Origin of the sequence: Mucilaginibacter pineti (assembly GCF_900101875.1) — a bacterium.
GTDB lineage: Bacteria > Bacteroidota > Bacteroidia > Sphingobacteriales > Sphingobacteriaceae > Mucilaginibacter > Mucilaginibacter pineti.
Genome location: NZ_FNAI01000001.1, coordinates 331,318 through 354,899 on the forward strand (window position 1 = coordinate 331,318; position 23,582 = coordinate 354,899).

Genomic DNA, 23,582 nt, shown 5'->3' on the forward strand with positions numbered 1-23,582 from the left:
ATTAATTATCTTAATGGTTAATAATTAATATATCGTGATGGAAAATAGTTATCAATAATTAAAAGCCCGACAAGTTAAAATGGCGCATTTTTTCCATGAATAACCTAAATTTAAAGAGCTATCTTTAGGCATTCACCATTTAAATGGATAACCAAACAGAACTTAGTTTTCAGCAGAACGAAAATATTTTTCGTACCCTAATTTCAGAATCGCCAAGCCCGGTTGGTTTGTATGTGGGCGAAGAAATGCGTATAAAGGTTGCCAACAAGGCTATCGTTAAAATATTTGGTAAAGGCGATGACATCATTGATAAATTATATTTTGATGTATTGCCCGAATTAAAAACGCAATCTGTTTACGGTATACTCAATAACGTTTATAAAACGGGCAACCTCTATGAAGCCAACGAAGCCCGGGTTGATTTGGTTGTTAATGGCCAATTAAAAATATATTACTTCAATTTTGTATTCACTCCACTTAAAAATGACGATGGCACCGTATGGGGTGTATTAAATACGGCGGCAGATGTTACAGAACTTGTGCTAACCCGCATACAGTTAAAAGAGAGCGAGGAACGGCAGAAATTTGCTTTACAGGCCGCCGAACTGGGTACCTGGGATCTTTATCCGCCGCAAAAAATAGTAATCTGGGACGAGCGGTGTAAAATATTATGTGGTTATAAGGCAACCGATATTATAGAATACGCAGGTTTACTTAGGTATGTACATCCGCTGGATGAAGTTCGTTTAAAACAAGCAGTGCAACAGGCTTACGACCCTAATGGCGATGGTAATTACGATATCACTTTCAGAACAGTGGATGATGAGGGCTTGCTTAAATACTGGATAAGGTGCAAGGGCAAAGCTTACTTTAATTACAATAATGAGCTTTGGCGCTTCGCCGGCACTGTACAGGATGTAACCCGCGAATTACATGACAGGCTTGAGCAGCAAAAACTTATTGCCCTTGTTGAAAATACTGCCGATGTGGTAGCAGTTGCCGATCTGGAGGCCAATGTAAGTTATTTGAACAAAGCCGGTTATGCCCTGTTTGGTGCTGCCAATGCAAAGGAAGCCTTGAAACCCGGCATTGAATATTACTGGGGCGATGATAAAGAAAAGGTTAAAGCCGAAGTTGTACCCGCTATACAGGAGCAAGGATGCTGGAACGGCGAACTCCATTATCGTAATTTCAAAACAGGTAATCCTATCCCAGTTTATCTGAACGCTTTCCGTATTGATGATCCCCTGACCGGAGAACATATTGGCATGGCATCAGTAGCCCGTGACCTACGACCCGATAAAGAGGCTCATAACGAACAATATAAACTGTTAACACTGATAGATCATAGTTCTGATTTTGTAAGTTTATCTGATCTGGATGGTAATGTAAGTTACGTGAATGCCGCGGGGCGCATTATGCTGGGCATAAAAAGTCAGCAGGAGTTGGAAAAGCATAATAGCGAATACATTATGCCCGATGAACTTTTGAAATTAAGCGGTAAAGTAAATAAAGCACTATTAAAGGATGGTAAATGGTCGGGCGAGATCAAGTATCGCCACTTTGAAACCGGGGAATCTATCCCGGTATATGGCACTACTATGCTGGTTTATGATTCTACTACAGGAAAGCCGCAGGGCCGTGCCTCCATTGCCCGCGATATGCGGCGTGAAATAGCTGATAAAAAGGCGTTAACGGATAGTGAGCTTTTATTAAAAAGCATTACCAATGCCTCGCCAACGGCACTATGGATGTCTGACGAGTTTGGCGCTATTACCTATTTAAATCAAACCTGGATTGATTGGACAGGTAGCCCCTATGAAGAACACCTGGGAGATGGCTGGACAACTGCAATTTTACCCGAAGACCGACAACGGGCGAGCGAAACGTTTTTAAGAGATCTGGAAAAACGGGTTAAATATGAGGTGGATTTCCGGATTTTACGCAAAGATGGCGAGATACGGTGGTGTATAGCTATCGGCAATCCGCAGTTTGATGCCAATGGCGTTTTTACCGGTTATATTGGCTCTTGTACTGATGTTACCGATAAAACCATTACCGATCAGCAGCTTAAGCAAACCAACCGCGATCTTAACGATCAAATAAAACAGTTTGAATTTGTTACCGACTTTATGCCGGTACAGCTTTGGACAGCACGTACAGACGGTCAGCTTGATTATGTGAACCAGCGGGCGGTTGAATATTTTGGATTACCGGCAGAAGAAGTTGCAGGTCCGGCCTGGCTAACCCGCGTTCATCCGGAAGATCAGCCAGGGTGCATTGATACCTGGACAAACGCTTTACAAACGGGCAATATATATCAGTACGAGTTTAGGCTTAAAGACAAAAATGGCGTTTACAAATGGCATCTTGCGCAGGCGCATCCATTTACGCTGGATGGTAATATTATTAAATGGTTTGGTACAAACACCGATATAGACGAACAAAAACAATTACAACGGCAAAAAGATGATTTCCTGGGCATAGCCAGTCATGAATTAAAAACGCCGGTAACAAGTATAAAGGCTTATGCACAGGTACTGGGTGCTATGCTTACCAAAGAGGGCGAACATAAAAAAGCCCAGATGGTGTTACGTATGGATGCCCAGGTAAACCGTCTCACAAACCTAATTGGCGATTTATTGGATGTTACTAAAATAAATTCGGGCAGGCTGCAGTTTAATAAAGTTTGGTTTGATTTTAACCAGGTGATAAAAGAAACGATGGATGATTTGAAGCATACCACGCAAAAACATACACTGATAGAAAAATTCACCGAAACCGGGAAAATCTATTCAGATAAGGATCGCATAAGTCAGGTGATAACCAACCTTATTACAAATGCTATTAAGTACTCGCCGCATACCGACAAGATAATTGTGAGCACACGTTTAGAAGGCCATGAAGCCATTGTTTGTGTGCAGGATTTTGGCATCGGTATACCCGAGGATAAGAAGGATAAAGTATTTGAACAGTTTTACCGTGTAAGCGGCAATAAGCAACATACTTTTCCTGGTTTGGGGTTAGGATTATACATATCATCAGAGATAGTTAAGCGTGAAGGTGGCAGAATGTGGGTTAACAGCATTGAAGGAAAAGGAGCTACTTTTTGCTTTGCATTGCCTGTTAATGATGGCACCAATTGATACGCAAAAATAAACCAATCAATTTTATAATCCGGGCAGCGCAAAGGCTCTTGATTTAACGAGCCACCTATTAAGCTTGGTTATTATTTTATACCAAGGCTCAATTCGTTTTTAAATTTAAAAACATTAACCCAACTGCTATGTTTATTAATTAATAAATAAGCATTACAATGGGAGTTTTACAACATATACAGCACCAGATCTCGGCGCTGAACGATCTGATAAAGATTAATAACGACCGCATAGCCGGTTATGAAAAAGCAAACGAAGCTACCGACGAAACCGGCCTTAACCTGCTTTTCAACGAGTATATTGATCAAAGCAAAAATTACGTATCAGAAATAAGGGAATATATTCATGTATTGGGCGGTAGCCCAACTGATGGCACTACCCTATCCGGTAAATTCTATCACACATGGATGGATGTTAAAGCCGCCTTTATCAATAAAGACAGGCATGGTATCCTGGCTGATTGTGAACATGGCGAAGACGTAGCTAAAAAAGCATACCGCAGCGCACTTGACGATAAAGAACTGATATGGGAAGATGATAAAGTAGTTAGCTTGCTTACGAACCAACTTGAAGGTTTAAGAATAGCGCATGACACGGTTAAAGGTTTACGTGATGCAGCCGTTGATGCCTGATAGGTAAAAAAACAATATTATGGATAGTCCCGATCAATCTTTTTTTGATGAATACAAACCGCTGCATGTACCACACGAATATAAAAGTGGTGCTTGCTCACGCGAGAATATAATTTTCGCACTTGCGCAGTTGGGGCAGGCTACCGCAGCTGAAGTGGCCACAAAGCTTAGCGCATTGGAACCGGGCACAAGCCCATCGGTTCATCAGAAAAATTCAGAGGATGTACTTAGTTACTTGTTTGATAAGGGGCTGATAAAAGCCATAAATAAAAATGGCGAGTTAAGTTATAATCTCAGCAAAATTGAAGTTCAAAATTCCGGCAAAGCCGATTCTTTGTTTTAGCTGTTATTGGTTTACCGGTTTTGCTGATATTACGCTATCTACAACAAAATTACTAAACCCTCTCCACGGCAGGGTGTGTACATATTCTTTATAATGCAATTCAAGATATGAACCAGCGTTGTTATTAAGTTGTTGCGCAACTTTCTCGTCGCTAACAGAAAATATGAACTCGTTTGATGCTATGTTACCCTGCGTTTGTGTACGGATGCCATTTTGAATAAGACGTCCCTCGTAGGTTTTAAACAGATAACCTTTTTTTACAAAATAATTCATGGTGCCGGCCTTGGCCCCTTCGCCAAAAACAAAATAATAACGATAATAAACAAAGCCTGTTATTATCAGCAGTAAAACCAAAATCACAATTGTTTTTATACGGATTTTCATAAACGGTATTTATTTATCTAAGCTACAAAAACTTAATATTTGTTGTGTATAAAATATCGTTTATTAGTTGGCTTTCTCTTGCACTTTACGCAAAGTGACGCTTTTATAAGACCTTATCATAAAACTAATGAGGTCGGTAACGTTCATGGGCGGTTTATTGGTAGTAATGCTAAGCTTCTTTTTAGTGTTGGTATATTCAATAGCAAAATAATAATTTGGCGCATCGGCAACAGTGCCGGTTTGTTCCCAGTCTGCCATTTTTTTAAGCTCACTGTGCTTCAATAAATAGTTAAGGGTATCTAATTGCGCTGCCGATAATTTACCTGTATAGGTTCCGCTGTAATTACCAACGTGTTCACCTGCTTTCAATTTATAATCGCCATTGGCCAAAATTTCTATTCCCAGCTGGGGGCAGTCGCCATAACAGGTAGATGATAAAAAACTAAGCTTCGAAAACTTGATATCTTTGTCGTAACTGTTTTTAAAGTTGGTAAACTCATAAGTTATATTGCCCGCAAGTTTAATGGCATTAGGGTCAATAGCTTTTAAGTAAAGCCTGCTCGGGGTAATATTCCGTATCAGGAATTTAAAATCATCGCGGTGCTTTTTGCTGAATTTATCGGCGCTTGATGTATAAATATCAGACATGATGAGGGTGTCTTTTACAATAGCGTATTTGCTTTTCGAGCCGTCTATACCGTCGAAATTGTAATTTATATGCCCTTGTGAAAAGTACAAATAGCCCAGTGATTTAGTTATCCACCGGATAGAATCTAACTGTACCTTTTGCGCGGATGACAGATTCCACATTAGTACGAACACCAATAGAACAGACCCGCGTTTACTCATTTGCATTTAAATTTTAATGATTTATGCTATAACGCATTACAGGCTCATATAATATGCGGTTAATGATTCAAAATCATCAAATCGCAATTGATAGTCGTCTGTTTTACCAAATCCATAGCTCACAAATATAAACGGCAGGCCAGCCATATGTGTCTGTTCAGCGTCACCTTGTGTATCGCCAACATAAACGGGGTTTTTCAATTCATGTTTATCAATAAGTATTTGCATATTATGGTGCTTGGGCATACCATTATAACCATACGCAATAGAATCTGTAATATCATTGCCAATGCCGGCCCAGCTAATAAACAGCGGGATAATACCAACTGCGCAATTACTCAATACAAATAATTTGTATTTGGTACTTAATTGCTTTATGCCCTCGGTAACGCCAGGATATACATTGCCGCCGCTTGTGGGGATAATTTGCCTGCGGGTTTCATTTACATCCATGTAAATTCCCATCGCCTTATCATCGTCAAGATCGGGTAGTAAAATTTTGGTGAGCTTTCTGCCTTCCATACCCATTAAGCCCATAAGTTCATCGCGGCCGATAATTCTTTTTATGGCCAGTTTTTCAAAAGTGAGATTCCATGAACTGGCATAGGTGTCAACGGCATCCCAAAGGGTTCCGTCCATGTCAAAAATCAGGCTATCGGGTTTCTGCATATAAACAATTGAGCTTTTTTGCTAAGATGTAAAATTAAGCTTAGCCATAAAAGTAATGTTCATCTTTTCTTCATTATTAATCTTCACCTTAGCAGTGTGATAAGGTTAATGTGGGTTGGCTTAGCAGGAGGCTAACCCCATATAGGCCTCTGCTTTAACAAGCGGGGGCCTTTTTTATTTTAAGCTAACCCGCTTTACAACAACGTTATGCCATCACCCACTTCATATACTTCATGAAACTTTATGCCTTGTTTATCAAAATGTTTTACATAGGCCGCATAGCGCTGTTTTATGAAGAATGTTTTAGCGTAGCCATCATGAACGGGGAGTATTTGTTTGGGCTGTAGTTTATCGGCAAAGCCCGATATGCGTAGTTCGTTGGCAAAAGGTGCCATTGTTACCATAAGTAACAGTTCTATACCTTTAAAATCCAATAGCTTATTTTCCATTGAATCAACGGGATGTAAAACCTTATCATTTATAATAAACCCCGTCATTTGAGGTGCTGGGTTATCCATTATGGGCTCATGAGTTACCGGGAATGCCTTAAGTTTGAAGGGGCCGTGTTGTTCAGTTGCATCTTCCAGGATATGATAGGGAATGTTTGCCTTATCAAGCTCCTTCCCTATTTGCGTATTGGTAATTACTGTAGCACCACTTAACGCGAGAATATTTTGCAGAATTTCTATATCGTAATGATCCGGGTGGATATGAGTTATCACTACAGCATTTACATCCTTAAACATTTGTGGGGTTACCAATCCCTCGGCAAAAGAAAACTTCCCGGGATCGAACAATAATTTATAGCCATTCAGCTCAAAAACAAGGCAAGAATGCAGGTATTTAGATATTTTCATTAGTGCTGATTTGTTAAATAAACCTTACAAGCAGCGTATGGTTTTTACTTTGGTAACGAAAAGTAGAACGTGGTACCATTTTCGGTGTCACTTTCAAACCAGATACGGCCATTATGCTTCTCAATGATCTGCTGACAAATGGAAAGTCCCAAACCGAACGATTTTTCGCCCTCGGTACCGGGGCGTTTGGCATCGGTAAACATATTAAATACCTGGTGTTTAAGTTTATCGGGGATACCTATGCCGTTATCCTTAACGGATACCTGTACCTCATTTTCCAGATCAATTACTTTAACAAATATATAACCCCCCACCGGGCTAAACTTTATTGCATTACTGATAAGGTTACCCACCACCCGCCAAATTTTTTCCCGGCTCATCATTATTTCCAGCGGATCACTTAACAAATCAAGACTTATCGATTGGTCTTTTTCTGCAGCTTTAAAACGGAGCAGCTCAACACTGTTATTTAACAAACCATTTATGTCTACCGGTTCCTTATTAAGCGTTGTTGTGGCGGTGTTGGCAGCTTCCAATATCTCGTTTATTAATTCCAGCGAATTAAATGAGGTTTCCCGGATAATGTTTAGCATTTCTTTTTGATCGTCGGTGTATTCATCATCGCCCATTGCGGTGGTTAGTGACGCTATGCCGCTTATTGGGTTGCGGAGGTCATGCGCCACGGTTCGCATAATTCTGTCCTTTTCCTGGCCATTTACTTTAAGTTCATCAAGTGCAAATTCAAGGTGGGTGTTTTGTTTGTTGATCTGGTCATTTAATCCACCCAATACTTTGATATTCTTTTTTGATTTTTGCCAGTTTAAAAAGATGAGCGAAATTATACTCAGCAGCATCACACCAAAAACGGCGGCAACCCGCAGGTAAATATTCTGCTGCTGATTATTTTTTTTGAGCTTGTCAAACTCGTTGTCTTTTTCCAGTCGCTTTATTTGCTCGGCTATATCTGCCTCTTTTAACGATCTGTTTTTCTGACTGATAGAATCCTTCAGCGCATCGTACTGCGTAAAATACTTCATAGCCAAAACAGGCTGGTTTATTTTATCGTAATAAACAGACATCAGGTTATTCCAGTCGGCCAATACCTGTACGTCTTTTATTATGTCAGATTGCTGATGCAGTTTATTTAAAGTGAGCAAAAGGGAATCGTTTTTGCCCTGGGCTGCATAACACTGGGCTAACTTAATTTCGGAATATAGGGCATCCTGGTTATCACTGCCCTTGCGTAAGTTAATTTCGATACTTTTCCGGAGCAGGACTTTGGCCAGTTCATAGTTTTTTAGCCATATATATATGTTTGCCTGGTTACCATAAATTACACCGCGGGCTACATCAAGTAATTGCGGCTTTAGTTTGCTTTGTACGGCATGGTCATCTATATATTTTAGGCCGAGGTTGTAAAAATAAAGTGCGCTATCGACATTGTTTATTTTACTATAACATAAACCAATATTATTTAATAACTCCTGCTTTCTGAAAAACGCGTTGTTATCGGGGCCGCAAGAGCCATTTTCTTTCGAACTGGTTTTAAAGCTGGTGGCAGCCTGCTGATAACGCTCCTGCTTGTACAGGATCATACCCATCCGGTAGCTGTAATCACTCAGTATGCAATTATCTAAATTATTAGTGCCTATTAACTTACCCTGGTAAAAATACTGGTATGATTCATTGAATTTATTCTCGGCAAATAACAGATCTCCCCTATAAAAAAAAGCCTGTGCATATTCGTTAGGATATTTGAGTTTTTTCTCGGGCGTATCAAAAAGGTTAAGTAAGCTGTCTGAATAAAGCTTGGCTTTGCCGACGTCGCCCTCGGTATGGGACGTATATATATAACTGAACTCGTAATAATTGTAGGCTTGAACCAGGTTAAGGTTTTTGGTACGCTTGTAAACCGAATCCAGGTAATGCCTGGCCTCATCCTCATTACCAATTTGAAACATCCGGTTGGCCGAATCAAGTACCACGTCAAATGCAGATGACGGTAATGAATTATCACTTGATCTGTTGCATGAAAAAGCAAAAGATAGGATACACAAAAAAATAACTATCACCGCCAAAGTGCCGTAATTGTATTTGCGGTAATAGTTTTTTGTAATCAACATTAATAATTAAGATCGGGGGTTTATTAAGGTTCTAAAATACAGTTTAAACTTAAATTGAGGCCTTGTATTTAGTATTATTTTAATGCTTCGGCAATGTTAATGTAACACCGCCCGTTCTGTTGCCAACAAGTTTAACGTTTCAGTTTCATATGGGAGGAAAACATAGAAAGTAGTACCCAAGCCGGTATTACTTTGCAGCCATATTTTACCGTTGTGTTTTTCAATTATCTGGCGACAAATGGAAAGACCGAGTCCAAATGATTTTTCGCCTGCCGTACCAAGTCGCTTGGCATCGGTAAACATGTTAAATACTTCTTTTTGCAATTTGTCGGGAATGCCGATACCCGCGTCGCTCACTGCAATTTCAACACCATTATTGCAATCTTTAACACCCACTGTTATAGTTTCTCCTTTGTTACTGAACTTTATAGCATTGCTTAAGAGATTGCCAATTACCCGCCATATTTTTTCCCGGTTGATATAAAGCCCGGGCAAATTTTCCTGGAGGTTGAGTACGATGTTTTGTTGTTTTTCAGCAGCTTTAAAGCGCAGCAATTCAACACAGCTGTTCAGCAGGGAACTGATATCCACCCAGTCTTTATTAAACTTTGCCGATGCGGTATTGGCGGCCTCTAAAATTTCATTGATTAATTCCAGCGAGTTATAGGAGGTATCTTTTATGAGGTTGATCATCTCCATTTGTTCGGCGGTATAATCATCGCTCGTCATGGCATCCGATAACGATGCTATTCCGCCCAGTGGATTCCGGAGATCGTGGGCCACTGCCCGTAATATTCTGTCTTTTTCGCGGCCTCCCCGGTTAAGTTCTTCCAGCGTGTTTTCGAGCACATTTTTTTGCTTGCGTATTTGGTCGTTAAGTGCTTTTACTGCCAGCACATCGCGTTTGGAGCGTTTTAAATTGCGGAACACGAGGAAAATGATAACCACCGCTAAAATGGAGAATGTAACAGCCAGGTAAATATATATCAGTTGTAATTTGTTGTGATCTTTTAAGCTGTCAATTTTACCCTGCTTATCAAAATTTGCCTGTTGCTGGTTAACGTCGGTACGTTTTAGTGAATTTGCTGCCTCGTTTATCGAATCTTTTAACGATGAATAGCTTTTCAGATACCTGAGCGCGTTTACTTCATCTTTCTTTAGCAGAAAATACCTGCTCATTAAATAATTCCAATTGGTTTCGGCATCCTCATTAGCCAAACTATCTAACTGCGAACGGAGGTTATTGAGCGTTTTATAAAGATCCTGTTGATTATTAACCGTTAAATAAAGACGTGAAAGTTTAATTTCCGTTAGCTGTGCATCCCTGTTGTCATTTCCCTTACGCAGATTAATATTAATACTTTTTTTGAGCAATTGTTCGGCCGTAGCATAATCATGGGTTTGCAGGGCTATATCGCCCTGGTTACCGTAAACTACGCCGCGTGCAATCTCCAGCATGTTGGTATTGTTACTAAACCGTACACTGCTGACGTTTATAAATTTCAAAGCCATTGTAAAATATAGCGAGGCGCTGTCAATCATACCTGCGTTTTTATAGCTTTCACCAACATTATCAAGCAATTCCTGTCGTTGATAAAATGATCTGAAATCATCTGGATAAGCCCAGCTTTGCTTGTAGCTGGTTTTAAAATAATTAGCGGCCTCTTTATAATGAGATTGTTTGAACAAAATCATCCCCATGCGATAGGTATACTCGGCCAAAATTTCGTTATTTATCTGACTTTTTCCTATATAATAACCTTGATAATAGCATCTGTAAGCCTCGGTATACTGATCAAGGCTGAAATAGGCATCACCGGCGGCAAAGTTTGCCTCGGCATAATCAACCATGTATTGTTTTTTGGTGACGCTCTTTTTGGCCATCATTAACATGCTATCGGCATATAGCAATGTTTTTTTGAGGTTATGTGTGTTTTTTTTCTCGTACAGGTAATGGAAGCCATAAAACCTGAACCTGTCATGAACAAAAGGATGTTTGAGCTTTCTGTAAGTTGAATCGAGGTATTGGGTACCTATCAGCGGCTTGTTCTTAAAACTGTAGTAGTTATTTACCGTATCGTAAATAACTTTAAATTCTTTGGAATAGTCGCCAGTGTCGATAGTGTTATTTGAACAGGATTGAAAAATTAGTGTAAAAGCGAAAAGCGCCCACAAAATATGGTCGCGAAAAATGAATTTAACGTAATTTAGGTTTGGCGGGGATAAAAACATTATGCAATACGTATACAAATATAGCTATACAACTTTAACGAATGTTATTTGTAATATGCCTTGCTACGTATTGCTCGCTTAATGGTTACAAAGAATTTTATTTAAATGCATCTTCACCGGTTATATCCATTCCGGTAATTAAAAGGTGAATATCGTGGGTACCCTCATAAGTAATAACAGATTCCAGGTTCATCATGTGCCGCATAATAGGATATTCGCCGGTAATGCCCATACCACCCAGTATTTGCCTGGCTTCGCGGGCTATATTAATGGCGGTTTCTACACTGTTACGTTTTGCCATAGAAATTTGCGCGGCTGTTGCCCTGTTCTCATTTTTAAGTACCCCTAAACGCCAAACCAACAACTGAGCTTTGGTGATTTCGGTAATCATTTCTGCCAGTTTTTTTTGCTGTAGCTGAAACGCTGCTATTGGTTTACCAAATTGTACCCGTTCTTTAGCATACCTTAAAGCGGTATCATAGCAATCCATAGCTGCACCAAGTGCCCCCCATGCAATACCGTAGCGGGCCTGGTTTAAACATCCCAGCGGGCCCTTTAAGCCTGATACGTTAGGCAGCAGATTTTCTTTTGGAACTTTAACATTATCAAACACCAACTCGCCGGTGGCAGATGCTCTTAACGACCACTTGTTATGTGTAGTTGGCGTTGTAAAGCCCTCCATCCCGCGTTCAACTATTAAACCACGGACCTTTCCGCTTTCGTCCCTGGCCCAAACAATGGCAATATCGGCAAACGGCGAATTGGAGATCCACATTTTGGCACCATTTAAAACGAAATGATCGCCCGCATCTTTAATATTGGTGGTCATGCCTCCCGGATTCGATCCATGATCGGGTTCGGTTAGGCCGAAACAGCCCATGATTTCGCCAGATGCAAGCCTTGGTAAATACTTTTTACGCTGTTCTTCAGAACCATAAGCATAAATAGGATACATTACCAATGAGCCCTGAACTGACGATGCCGAGCGGATGCCAGAATCCCCACGTTCAATTTCCTGCATAATAATGCCGTAGGCCATATAATCTAACCCTGCGCCGCCATATTCAACCGGGATGGTTGGGCCAAATGCGCCTATTTCGGCAAGGCCTTTGATCAGGTGCATTGGGAACTCGGCTTTTTGGGCATAGTCCTCAATTATAGGGCTCAATTCCTTTTTTACCCAATCACGTACCGACGAGCGGATTAGCTTGTGTTCCTCCGTTAGTAATTCATCTAATTGGTAATAATCGGGCGATTCGTACAGATCTGTTTTGGCCATAATATTATAGTTGGTAGGCAAATATATATGATTTAAAGTAGAGTTAAACAACATGAAATCGCTGTTTTTGAATACTACAGGGCACTTTATTCCAAAAACTATGTTTAGCTTGTTTAAACCTGCTTTTTGAGTTGAAAAAAAATATAAGCCCCCTCTAAATCTCCCCCGGCAAGGGCGACTTTTTAAGCCCTCTCTCCCGGGGAGGGTTTGGGAGGGGCTTGTTATGCCAACAAAATCAACTATTTTTGAACCATGATTAACATTGCCTTGCAGGGTGCGGAGTTTTTTGCGTACCACGGGTTTTATCCCGAAGAACAAAAATTAGGATGCCGCTATCTGGTGGATATTGAAGTTGGATTTGTACCTCAGGCAGCTATCATGGCCGATGAACTTGATAACACTGTTGACTATGAAAAATTGTACATCATAGCCTGCGAAGAGATGAAACATACCCGCAAGTTAATAGAAACCGTAGGCCAGGGAATATTGGATAAAATTATTGGCAAATACCCATTTGTTAAAACCATACATGTGGCTATTAAAAAGGTAAACCCACCATTAATGGGGAAGGTGGCACATTCAAGTGTTGTTATAAGCTATCCATCGGCAATATGAATTATAATAAAATAACCGCTCCTGTACTTGATAGCATTAAAACGATTGTTGGTGCCGATAATGTTATAGTTAACCACGACGAACTCCAAAAATACAGCCACGACGAAACTGAAGACCTGGTATATTACCCGGAAGTTGTGGCACGCCCGCAAACGCCCGAGCAGGTATCTGCTTTGATGATGTTGTGCAACGAGCACTTGATTTCTGTGACACCGCGTGGTGCCGGCACAGGCTTAAGCGGAGGTGCCTTGCCTATAGAGGGCGGGTTGCTTATTGCAATGGAGCGTTTTAATAAAGTGTTACAGATAGATGAGCAAAATCTGCAGGCAACTGTTGAACCTGGTGTGGTTACCGAAGAATTTATGAACCAGGCCGCCGCCAAAGGGCTACTGTATCCTGTCGACCCGGCCAGTAAGGGGAGTTGTTTTATAGGCGGCAATGTATCGCATGGTTCGGGCGGACCGAGGGTAGTAAAATACGGCACCATCCGTGAATATATTCTGAACCTGCAGGTGGTTTTGCCATCGGGTGATATTATTTGGACTGGTGCAAATACACTTAAATATGCATCGGGCTATAATTTAACCCAACTGATGATAGGTTCAGAAGGTACGCTGGGTATCATAACCAAAATTGTGGTGAAACTATTGCCATTGCCAACACTTGATGCTTTAATGCTTGCCTCCTTCCCTACTAATGAGGCGGCCTGTGCGGCAGTATCTGCCATTTTCAGGGCGGGGATAATCCCATCGGCGTTGGAATTCATGGAGCGCCGTGGTGTGGAGTGGGTAAAAGAGCATGATGATATTGCATTTGACCTGCAAGATGGCATTGAAGCATTTTTACTGATTGAAGTTGACGGAACCAACCAGGATGTAATATTTGCTGATTGTGAAAAGATCAACGGCGTTTTAGAAGCCTATTTTTGCAAGGATGTATTATTTGCAGATTCATCGGCACAAAAAGAAGAATTATGGCGCTTACGGCGAACCATGGCCGTATCTGTTAAGTCAAATTCAGTTTATAAGGAGGAAGATACCGTTGTTCCCCGCGCCGAACTGCCGCAGCTTATTAAAGGTATAAAAGAAATTGGCGGCAGGTATGGTTTTGAATCTGTTTGTTATGGTCATGCGGGCGATGGAAACCTGCACGTAAATATTATTAAGGCCAACATGAGCGATTACGACTGGAATAATAAACTAAAAGACGGTATCCGCGAAGTATTTGAACTTACAGTATCCTTAGGCGGTACCCTTTCCGGCGAACACGGCATCGGCTTAGTGCAAAAAGATTTTATGTCGATAAAATATTCCGAGGTTCATTTTGCCTTATGGCGCGGCATTAAAAACGTATTCGATCCAAAGGGGATTCTCAATCCGGGAAAGATATTTTAAAATGTGCAGATTTTAGATGTGCAAATATGCAGATTGAAAATATTTACCGTCTGCATATTTTGAGGATTTTACTGGCTATTTACTCGCTTTAATTCATCAATAATGCTTTGTATCTGCTTGTTATAGGTTTCTATCTGTTCTTTATATTTATCAGTATCTTCATCAATTGCTTTATATATCAATTGATAACATTTTAAACGCAGATTACAGTACTCCTTTAATTTGCCAGTTTGCGCTAACAACGGCTTGGGTATTTTTAACTTTTCGTCCTTTTTAACAAGTTCTAAATCTTCGTTCCAATAATAGATGCCGCGGTTTTTTATTTCGTCGAGTAATTTATCTTTTGGCGTATCCTTAGGGAGATTGTAAATTTCAAGTGCCATTGACTCTATATCACTAAACCGTTTCATATCGGCCTGGTAAATAGGTAAGTCATTTGAAATATTTTTAAAGGTCATGGCGCTGCCTATTATAGTTATTACGGTTAATGAACCAATAATGGCATAACTTAAGCCGTTATCACCTGGCTTTTTTAAACTTACTGTGAAACTATAACCAATAATAAGGCCACTTAACAGTCCGCCTATATGAGCGGCATTATCTATATTTCCCTTTACTCCGTTTATTAAATTATAGGCAACAAATATTCCTATACTTGTCAGGAACGCTCTTCTTGCAGTTTTTTCAATTAGATCTGTAGTGAGCATTGCTAAAAATACGCCATACATACCAAATATAGCGCCCGACGCGCCTGCGCTTATAGTTAAATCATGCCACCATAAACTTGTAACGCTGGCAGCTATTCCGGTGAGTAAATAAGCCGACAAAAACTTAAGCTTACCCAGGTAAGGTTCTAAAAGTAACCCTATGTAAATTAGCGCGTACATATTCAGCAACAAATGTATGATGCCGATATGTAAAAAGGTATTGGTGATAAGCCGCCACCATTGGCCATCTAAAGTTAAAGGGCGAAAATTGGCGCCCCAATTTAACAAGCTTTGGCTATCTGGTTCTATAAAACTTACCCCTTTTATAACCATCAAAATAAAGATCAGGATATTTAAGTTCACCAAAATTGGTGTAATAAAATATGTTTTTGTTGGCTTAAAAAAAGAAAAAAAGCCGGCAATCTGATCTGAAACAGTTGGTGGTGGAAGCTTCAGGATATCATCTTCATCGGGCACCAGGTTATCTTTAATTATCTGATATTTTGAAGTAAGTTCTTCGGTGCTTATGGTTGTCTTAATTTCGTCAAGTATGTCAATAAGTGCCAAAACAAGTTTTTTGTTCCGGCCCATATCAACCATTTCACTTCCTGTTGACGAACTTTTTAACGTGGCTTTTTCATTGTCAATAGTTATCCTTATTTCGGCCCCCGGACTAAATATTTGCATCGGCTTATAGGCTATTATTCCCGTTTCGCTAATGAAACTTATTTTCCAGTCAAGCCTCTTTACCGCTTCATCTGCTATTACAAGAAAGTCATCTGTTGACAAATTTATAAGCGGATATTCTTCAATATATTTAGGTATAAATCCTGCGGCCATTTAAATATGTGATAAGTAAGTGTAGGTGAAAATAATAAATAAGTGGGTAAATTATGCACAATATAATTTAATACCTAAATATTCATCAGTTTGTATTCAGTATCAACCTTGGTTCGTCAAACTCAATCATGCTATGGCGTTCTTTTTTGGGGATGGATACCGATTTGTTGGTCGCGTAATCATAGCTAATGCAGACTGTTTTACCGGTGGTTACTATCTCCTCTCCATTAGCTGTTATTTTCACCAATACGTGCATTACATCGAAGCTGCTGTTACCTATCCGAATGGTACGTACATAGCAGGCAATCTGATCATTTATGGTAATAGGTTTCAAATAGTTGATCTCAGAACGGCCCAATATAATTCCAGCATCGCTCCAATCCCACCCTATAGCGTCTTTCCAGTAGCTGGTGCGGGCAATTTCAAAGTAAGTTAAATACACAGCATTGTTCACATGCCCGAAGGAATCTATATCCGAAAAACGGATCGGAATGGTCGTTTTGTACTTGTAATCTGTAAGTTTTTCAGCCATTGATGTCAATTTGTCTGTATAAAATCTATAGTTGCGACAAATTGTCTTGCTATTTGTTGATTTTACTGGTTGGTATAACAGTTGATTAATTGATTACGAAGTTAACAAAAACAAAAACTTAACATATATCAAAATGACATTAGTAAAATTCAACAACGGATTAAAAAATAACCCAGTAGGCCCTTTCTTTAATGATGTATTCGATTCTATTTTGAACGATTCATATTTGGGCGATAAACTGATTGCCCGCGTACCTGCTGTAAATATTGCAGAAACCGAAAATGAGTTTGATGTTGCCCTTGCAGTACCAGGTTTAAAGAAAGAAGATTTCAAGATCAATCTTGATAAAAATGTATTAACTGTATCTGCCGATAAAAAGGTTGAAGCTGTGGGAGGTAAAAAATTCAGCAAACGTGAATACAGCTATAACTCATTCACCCGCTCATTTACTCTGCCAGAAAGTGCCGATCATTCAAAAATTGAAGCTGATTATACCGATGGTATATTGACTTTAATAATCGCTAAAAAAGAAGAAGCTAAATTTCAATCAAGAGAAATAGCTGTAAAATAATTAAAGACTGTTTTCATAAGTAGTTAGTTTGGTTTAAAGGCCGTCCCATTTTGGGACGGTCTTTTTTGTTAATGCTAACTGTAACCACTCTTCTAACTAACTAATCGGCAATTACCTTAACATCAATGTTGCCGCGTGTAGCTTTTGAATACGGGCAGCCTTTATGAGCCGCATCCGCCAGTTTTTGGGCAACATCCCAGTCTATACCAGGAATATGCACATGCAGCTCTGCAGATAAGGCATAGGACGATGTGCCTTCTTTGTTAAAACTGATATGCACGTCAACCGTAGCCTGCGTTACATTAACACCGTCGCGGATACCCACCGAACCAAGCGCGCCTAAAAAACAGGCACCCCAGGCCCCGGCAAATAGCAATTCGGGATTGGCATATCCATCCTCGCCGCCCATTACCTTTGGTGCTTTCAGTTCAAGATCTATTACACCATCCTCTGATTTTATGTGGCCGTCGCGGCCTCCTTTTGCTGTAACTACAGCGGTATATACTTTTTCCATGATTTTATTCTTTAAAGGCCAACCACCAATAAATGTTTATGTTTTAATAAATACTTTTTTTGACAATCACTGTTACAACTATAAGTACTAAAATAAATTTCACATTAATTAAAAATTACTAATTATATTAGTATTTTTGATTGTATGATAGCAGATAGAATTACGGAGAAGTTGAATATTTTGGCAGATGCCGCAAAGTATGATGTATCATGTGCGTCAAGCGGTAGTAAGCGTAAAAATGAAAATAAAGGCTTGGGGAATGCCAGCAACGGTATTTGTCATAGCTATACGGAAGATGGTCGCTGCGTTTCCCTGTTAAAGATCCTGCTTACCAACCATTGCATTTTTGATTGCGCTTATTGTGTATCGCGTAAAAACAACGATATAAAAAGGGCTGCATTTACCGTTCAGGAGGTGGTTGATCTTACCATTAATTTCTATCGCCGTAATTATATTGAAGGTTTATTTTTGAGCTCGGGGATTTTTAAAGATGCGGATTATACCATGGAGCGGCTTGTGCGCATTGCCAAAAAGTTACGCACCGAGCATAATTTTAACGGCTATATCCACCTCAAATCTATCCCCGGCGCAAGCGATGAGCTGATGCGTGAAGCCGGTATGTATGCCGACAGGCTTAGTGTAAACCTTGAAATGCCAACAGAAGCTGGCCTGAAACTCCTCGCTCCTGATAAAAACCGGCAGGACATGATCGACCCTATGAACTTCCTGAAAAATGAGATCATATTGCGTACCGAAGAAAAGAAACTTTTTAAGAAGGCACCCTTATTTGCCCCAGCCGGGCAAAGTACCCAGGTAATTATTGGTGCAACGCCCGAGAGTGATCAACAGGTTTTGCAATCGGCCAATTACTTTTATAAAAATTTCAATTTAAAACGGGTGTATTATTCAGGCTATGTGCCGGTACTGGCTGATAAGCGCTTACCGGCTTTAAATACAACTGTACCAATGGTGCGCGAAAACCGCCTTTACCAGGCCGATTGGCTGATGCGGTTTTATGGTTTTAATGTAAATGAAATCGTGAATAATGAGCAGCCGTTGTTAGACCTGGATATCGACCCTAAACTTAGCTGGGCTATCCGCAATATGCAAGCCTTTCCTATTGATATTAATAAGGCCGATATACAATTGATATTACGTGTACCGGGCATAGGTATGCTCTCGGCACAAAAAATTGTGAGTGCGCGGAAATTTGCCAAATTAAGCTTAGACCAGTTGAAGAAAATAGGTGTAGCGATCAATAGGGCAAGGTATTTTATTGTTTGTAAAAGCAATGAATTTGAACGCCGGGATTTAACCGGGCAAAATATTAAACAATTTATCCTGGCCGAGTCGCAGAGTAAATATATCAGGAACACCCAATCTCAACTAAGTCTGTTTTGATCATGTATACGCTTGTTTACGATGGAACGTTCGAAGGCTTACTTACGGCTGTATTTGAAATATACGAGCGTAAACTGTTCCACGTAAAATTAATTAAAGGCGAATGGAGAAGCACGGCGATGTTCGAAGAAGTAGTGCCGGTGGTAACCGACGACGAGCGCGCCAATCGTGTATTGGCTGGTCTGCGTAAAAAACTCTCGCGGGCCGGTATTCAGCGGCTGTATATCGCCCACATGGCCGAGATGGAAAATGAGGAAAATGCAATAGTCGGTTTTATAAGGTACGTATTCGACAGCGATCAAAACATAGAAGAAGATTACGGCAACAAGTATGTAATGCGCCTGTCTGAGATCATAAAAATGGTTCGGCGGGAAAAACACCGGATGGAGGCATTCGTTCGTTTCCAAAAGCTGAAGGATGAAACTTTTTATTCGGCTGTTGAACCCGATTTCAATGTACTGCCCCTGCTTATCCGGCATTTTAAGAGCCGCTATGCCGATCAGAAATGGATCATTTACGATATCAAGCGCGGTTACGGTATTTATTATGATCTGCACGACACGCAATACATTTCCCTTGATTTTACAGATGTAAAAAATGCAGGCAATGTGATAACTGCTTTTAGTGAAGACGAGGGTATTTACCAGCACTTATGGAAAAACTATTTTACCAGCGTAAACATCGTAGCCCGGAAAAATACTAAGCTTCATTTACGCCATATTCCCAAAAGGTATTGGCGTCATTTAACCGAGAAAATTTAAGGTTTGCGCAATTTTGTGCATTTTTTTCTTTCTTAAATTTCTTGATTTTGGCAGCATTTGTGAAAAACGACGATGTTGATAAAGCAAACAATAGCTTAATGATATACAGTTAACTATTTATAAATCAATAATTAATCATGCATGAATAATTAACACCCGATGTTGATAACTTGTCAATAAAAACTATTTATTTTTCTTGTCAAATCTGCTTTATGTCCCGATATTGAAATCATCAAGAACGACGTACTTTGACAGCCTTTCAGGAAAACAGAAATTGAATCGGGTGACCCTTCGGGCAAACTAAAGATCAAGGGAAGTCCCTGAGTCACATGAAAAAATGAAAATTACGAAAGTCTTTGAAAAAAAATTGTGATTAAAAAGAGGTACTGAAGGCAATGCGGGAATCTACGGAAACCCAAAACAGCAACAGTGACATCGAAGGAATCGACCGCTCGTGAGAGCAACAGATGAGATCATGTCGGTTAGGGATACACAAAACTTGGTACTACTGGGAAGCTACGGTTGAACAGTGGTTTGGAAACGGGAGTTCAAATCGAAAGAGGAGGCTCCCGTTTTCGTTTTATAAGGATTTTTTTAGCTCCCCCTTGCTATTTGGTTTTGTGCAATCCTTAAAATAGTTAATTTAGTAGGATATGAATAAGGACGGCCAGCGTAACCAGAAGAAAATATTTGTTTTAGATACCTCTGTGATCCTTTACGATCATAACGCTTTTCAAAACTTCCAGGAGCACGATGTAGCCATACCCATTCAGGTATTGGAAGAACTGGACAACAAAAAGAACGGCAACGATACGCGCAATTTCGAAGCACGCAGCTTTATCCGGCTAATGGATGATCTTTCCCGTAATAGTTTGGTGAACGAATGGATTCCGCTTAATGGTAAAAGCAAGGGCAGCTTTAAGGTGGCTATGGATATTAAAACCACCGGCACCGATGCAGAACAGGTTTTTGGTAGTGAAAAAACAGATCATCGCATATTAAACGCGGCTTTAGGCTTGCAGGAAGATAATCCTGATAAAAAGGTAGTACTGGTATCAAAAGATATTTGCCTTCGTTTGAAAGCCAAAGCTCTTAACCTGCATGCCGAAGATTATGAAACTGGCAAAATAAAAAACCTTGCTGAATTATATACCGGCAAAACCGATGTAGATAAGGTTACCGAAAAACAAATAAACCAACTTACTAAACAAGATTCATTAGCCGCCGAAGGTTTAAACGTTGAAACTTATACAAATAACCACTTCTACATTTTAAAGGGTAAAAAAAACGAAGTGCCTGGTTTTTACAATGCGCAAACGCAGCAATTGGAAAAAGTAACCGAGCAGCCGGTGTTCAATATTAACCCGCGGAATATTGAACAAGCTTTCGCAATTCACGCTTTGTTACACCCCGATATTAAACTGGTGACTATACAGGGAAATGCAGGTACGGGTAAAACCTTGCTTGCCCTTGCAAGTGCGTTGGAGCAACGTAAATATTACAGGCAGATCTTCGTAACCCGCCCCATTGTGCCATTAAGTAATAAGGATATTGGCTTTTTACCGGGCGATATAAAATCAAAGATCGACCCTTACATGGCCCCGATATGGGATAACCTGAAATTTATAAAAGATCAGTTTGCGGATGACGACAAAATGCAGGCTAAAATTGACGAATTGGTAAGTAACGATAAGATTTCCATAGCGCCATTAGCCTTTATTCGCGGACGAACTTTAAGCAAGATATTTTTTATTGTAGACGAAGCCCAAAACCTTACCCCTCATGAGGTAAAAACCATTATATCCCGTGCCGGAGAAAATAGCAAATTTGTATTTACCGGCGATATTTACCAGATAGATACCCCTTATCTGGATGCTGAAAGTAACGGCTTATCGTACCTTATTGATAAAGCCAAGGGGCATCCGCTGTACGCGCATATCACTTTACAAAAGGGAGAAAGAAGTGAGCTGGCTAATTTGGCTACGGAGTTATTGTAAAACAAAATTTGTCATGCTGAACGTAGTGAAGCATCTAATGTAAACAATACAAGTCGGCGAATAGATCCTTCGTTTCTCAGGATGACAAACATTTCTACGGCCAAATCCTACTTTAGAAACGCCGCAAACCACTTGCCTGACGTCTTAACAATACGCTGCTGGGTATTATGATCCACATAAATTAAACCGAAGCGCGGGTGATAGCCTTCGGCCCATTCAAAGTTATCGGTAAGTGTCCAAACAAAATAACCGTTTACTTTGCAGCCTTCGTTTTTGGCTTTAAGTACCTGGCCCAAATAATCTTTTAGATACTGCAAACGCTTGGTATCATTTACCTCATCGCCAGTAACTTTATCCGGAAAAGCGGCCCCGTTTTCGGTGATGATGATGCTTTTAATATTGGGATAAGCATCAAACTTTTTGATCATATTATAGATAGACGGCGGATAAACCTCCCATCGCATATCAGTAAGTTCTACATTACGTTTTTCGGCTTTTACTATCCGGGCACCAATATAGGGTGTGAAAAATGATGATTTTACAATTTCACGGGTATAATTCTGTACACCGATAAAATCAAAATCGAAACTCATATTATCTTCGTCGCCAGGCAGCATATATTTCAGCAGACCTTTCAAAGCCGGTAAATCTTTTATCGGGTAGCCCATACCCAATATCGGCTCAATAAACAAACGGTTCAGCAAGGCGTCAACCCTAACGGCTGCGGCCACATCACGCGGATGATCTGTCTGTGCTTCTACCTGCGAGCAGGAAAATGTGGTACCCAGGGTTATATTGGGTAATAACTTGCGTAATATTTTAGCCCCGGCCACAATGCTTAAAACAGCATGGTGAATGGCTGGTGTAAAATTCCGCATGCCGCTACGGCCAGGTGCATGAATACCAAAAAAGTAGCCGGCCCCCGTAAAAACCACAGGTTCGTTCATCACCATCCAGTGTTTAACACGGTCGCCAAAGCTTTGGGCGCATATTGTCACAAACTCACTAAACCAGTTTACAATATCGCGATTTGTCCACCCCCCTTTTTGTTCAAGTATATGCGGCAGATCCCAATGGTAAATAGTTATCCATGGTTCAACGCCTTGTTTAATGCAATAGTTAATAATGCGGTTATAGTAGTCTACCCCTGCCTGATTTACCTGCCCTGTACCACCGGGCAATATCCGGCTCCATGAAATAGAAAATCTGAAATTGGGGATGTTAAGTTGTTTGATAAGGTCGATATCTTCCTGGTAACGATTGTAGAAATCGCAGGCAACGCGGGCATGATGTGCGTTAAGGATCTTGCCTTTTTTTGCCGTAAAGTTATCCCATACCGATTCGCTTTTACCATCGGCATCATGAGCCCCTTCTATTTGAAAAGCGGCAGTAGAAACACCCCATTGAAAATCGGGGCCAAAAAGTTTTTTATCGAGCGAGATATCCTGATCAGTAAATTCCATTAAGCTGAGCTAAGCAAAGCCCAAAAGTGCAATAATAATTATAAAACAAAAATTTAAACACTTACTTAATGTATGAAAGACGATTTCATACTTTTCATAAACAACCATTCGCGAACGCTTTCGATAAGTCTTGAAAATACATTGATGATTTTCATAATATGCCTTTTGATTTATATAAAGATACTACCGTAGCATATCTTTATTGTAACAGTTATATTATCATATTATTAACCCCAAAACTTTGAATAAAACTAATTAAGC

The 23,582-nt window shown here is 40.1% G+C and carries 20 protein-coding genes; 9 read left to right on the forward strand and 11 right to left on the reverse strand.

What is annotated here, in order from left to right:
* Positions 1-143: 143 nt before the first annotated feature.
* From BLS59_RS01295 to BLS59_RS01305, 3 genes are all read left to right on the forward strand, one after another.
* On the forward strand, positions 144-3,146 hold the full coding sequence (locus BLS59_RS01295; protein WP_091142954.1) for a PAS domain-containing sensor histidine kinase: 3,003 nt from the start codon (positions 144-146) through the stop codon (positions 3,144-3,146).
* 170 nt (positions 3,147-3,316) lie between these two features.
* Complete coding sequence (locus BLS59_RS01300; RefSeq protein ID WP_091142957.1) at positions 3,317-3,790, forward strand: ferritin-like domain-containing protein; 474 nt, start codon at positions 3,317-3,319, stop codon at positions 3,788-3,790.
* Between the two features lie 19 nt (positions 3,791-3,809).
* Positions 3,810-4,133, forward strand: coding sequence for a hypothetical protein (locus BLS59_RS01305; protein WP_091142961.1), 324 nt, complete (start codon positions 3,810-3,812; stop codon positions 4,131-4,133).
* 3 nt (positions 4,134-4,136) lie between these two features.
* Here BLS59_RS01305 and BLS59_RS01310 read toward each other — a convergent pair whose 3' ends face one another.
* The 7 genes from BLS59_RS01310 to BLS59_RS01340 all read right to left on the reverse strand — a co-directional run bounded on the left by BLS59_RS01310 (position 4,137) and on the right by BLS59_RS01340 (position 12,526).
* The gene (locus BLS59_RS01310) at positions 4,137-4,517 is read right to left on the reverse strand and encodes a hypothetical protein (protein WP_091142965.1); all 381 of its coding nucleotides are present in this window, start codon (positions 4,515-4,517) and stop codon (positions 4,137-4,139) included.
* A gap of 63 nt (positions 4,518-4,580) precedes the next feature.
* Positions 4,581-5,366: a DUF6438 domain-containing protein gene (locus BLS59_RS01315; RefSeq protein ID WP_143014031.1), complete on the reverse strand. Its 786-nt coding sequence runs from the start codon at positions 5,364-5,366 to the stop codon at positions 4,581-4,583.
* A 36-nt stretch (positions 5,367-5,402) separates the two neighbouring features.
* Complete coding sequence (locus BLS59_RS01320) at positions 5,403-6,035, reverse strand: HAD family hydrolase (RefSeq protein ID WP_091142972.1); 633 nt, start codon at positions 6,033-6,035, stop codon at positions 5,403-5,405.
* Between the two features lie 194 nt (positions 6,036-6,229).
* The gene (locus BLS59_RS01325; RefSeq protein WP_091142974.1) at positions 6,230-6,892 is read right to left on the reverse strand and encodes an MBL fold metallo-hydrolase; all 663 of its coding nucleotides are present in this window, start codon (positions 6,890-6,892) and stop codon (positions 6,230-6,232) included.
* A gap of 44 nt (positions 6,893-6,936) precedes the next feature.
* Complete coding sequence (locus BLS59_RS01330) at positions 6,937-9,015, reverse strand: tetratricopeptide repeat-containing sensor histidine kinase (protein ID WP_091142977.1); 2,079 nt, start codon at positions 9,013-9,015, stop codon at positions 6,937-6,939.
* A 96-nt stretch (positions 9,016-9,111) separates the two neighbouring features.
* Positions 9,112-11,247: a tetratricopeptide repeat-containing sensor histidine kinase gene (locus BLS59_RS01335; protein ID WP_091142981.1), complete on the reverse strand. Its 2,136-nt coding sequence runs from the start codon at positions 11,245-11,247 to the stop codon at positions 9,112-9,114.
* A 97-nt stretch (positions 11,248-11,344) separates the two neighbouring features.
* Positions 11,345-12,526, reverse strand: coding sequence for an acyl-CoA dehydrogenase family protein (locus BLS59_RS01340; RefSeq protein ID WP_091142985.1), 1,182 nt, complete (start codon positions 12,524-12,526; stop codon positions 11,345-11,347).
* Positions 12,527-12,778: 252 nt separating this feature from the next.
* Here BLS59_RS01340 and folB point away from each other — a divergent pair, with 252 nt between their 5' ends.
* Both folB and BLS59_RS01350 read left to right on the forward strand, forming a co-directional pair.
* Entirely contained in the window at positions 12,779-13,141 is a 363-nt protein-coding gene (folB, locus tag BLS59_RS01345) for a dihydroneopterin aldolase (protein ID WP_091142988.1), read from the forward strand.
* Positions 13,138-14,535: an FAD-binding oxidoreductase gene (locus BLS59_RS01350; protein ID WP_091142992.1), complete on the forward strand. Its 1,398-nt coding sequence runs from the start codon at positions 13,138-13,140 to the stop codon at positions 14,533-14,535. The genes folB and BLS59_RS01350 overlap by 4 nt, the downstream gene beginning before the upstream one ends.
* A gap of 68 nt (positions 14,536-14,603) precedes the next feature.
* On the opposite strand, the gene BLS59_RS01355 is transcribed toward BLS59_RS01350, so the two are convergent.
* Both BLS59_RS01355 and BLS59_RS01360 read right to left on the reverse strand, forming a co-directional pair.
* Complete coding sequence (locus BLS59_RS01355) at positions 14,604-16,082, reverse strand: rhomboid family intramembrane serine protease (RefSeq protein WP_091142996.1); 1,479 nt, start codon at positions 16,080-16,082, stop codon at positions 14,604-14,606.
* Positions 16,083-16,167: 85 nt separating this feature from the next.
* The gene (locus BLS59_RS01360; RefSeq protein ID WP_091142998.1) at positions 16,168-16,614 is read right to left on the reverse strand and encodes an acyl-CoA thioesterase; all 447 of its coding nucleotides are present in this window, start codon (positions 16,612-16,614) and stop codon (positions 16,168-16,170) included.
* 133 nt (positions 16,615-16,747) lie between these two features.
* On the opposite strand from BLS59_RS01360, the gene BLS59_RS01365 reads away from it, so the two are divergent.
* Positions 16,748-17,185, forward strand: coding sequence for an Hsp20/alpha crystallin family protein (locus BLS59_RS01365; RefSeq protein WP_091143001.1), 438 nt, complete (start codon positions 16,748-16,750; stop codon positions 17,183-17,185).
* A 100-nt stretch (positions 17,186-17,285) separates the two neighbouring features.
* Here the strand turns inward: BLS59_RS01365 and BLS59_RS01370 are convergent, their stop codons facing one another.
* Positions 17,286-17,699 (reverse strand): organic hydroperoxide resistance protein, encoded by a 414-nt coding sequence (locus BLS59_RS01370; protein ID WP_091143005.1) that lies wholly within the window; start codon positions 17,697-17,699, stop codon positions 17,286-17,288.
* A gap of 147 nt (positions 17,700-17,846) precedes the next feature.
* Here BLS59_RS01370 and BLS59_RS01375 point away from each other — a divergent pair, with 147 nt between their 5' ends.
* The 3 genes from BLS59_RS01375 (at position 17,847) to BLS59_RS01385 (ending at position 21,858) form a co-directional block, all read left to right on the forward strand.
* Complete coding sequence (locus tag BLS59_RS01375) at positions 17,847-19,100, forward strand: putative DNA modification/repair radical SAM protein (protein ID WP_205411175.1); 1,254 nt, start codon at positions 17,847-17,849, stop codon at positions 19,098-19,100.
* Between the two features lie 2 nt (positions 19,101-19,102).
* Positions 19,103-19,861 carry a TIGR03915 family putative DNA repair protein gene (locus tag BLS59_RS01380; protein ID WP_091143013.1) on the forward strand — a complete coding sequence of 253 codons (759 nt, stop codon included), beginning with the start codon at positions 19,103-19,105 and terminating at the stop codon, positions 19,859-19,861.
* Between the two features lie 653 nt (positions 19,862-20,514).
* A complete protein-coding gene (locus BLS59_RS01385; protein ID WP_091143018.1) occupies positions 20,515-21,858 on the forward strand; it encodes a PhoH family protein in 1,344 nt (447 codons plus the stop codon).
* Between the two features lie 107 nt (positions 21,859-21,965).
* On the opposite strand, the gene BLS59_RS01390 is transcribed toward BLS59_RS01385, so the two are convergent.
* On the reverse strand, positions 21,966-23,321 hold the full coding sequence (locus tag BLS59_RS01390) for a GH1 family beta-glucosidase (RefSeq protein WP_091143022.1): 1,356 nt from the start codon (positions 23,319-23,321) through the stop codon (positions 21,966-21,968).
* Positions 23,322-23,582: the final 261 nt, after the last annotated feature.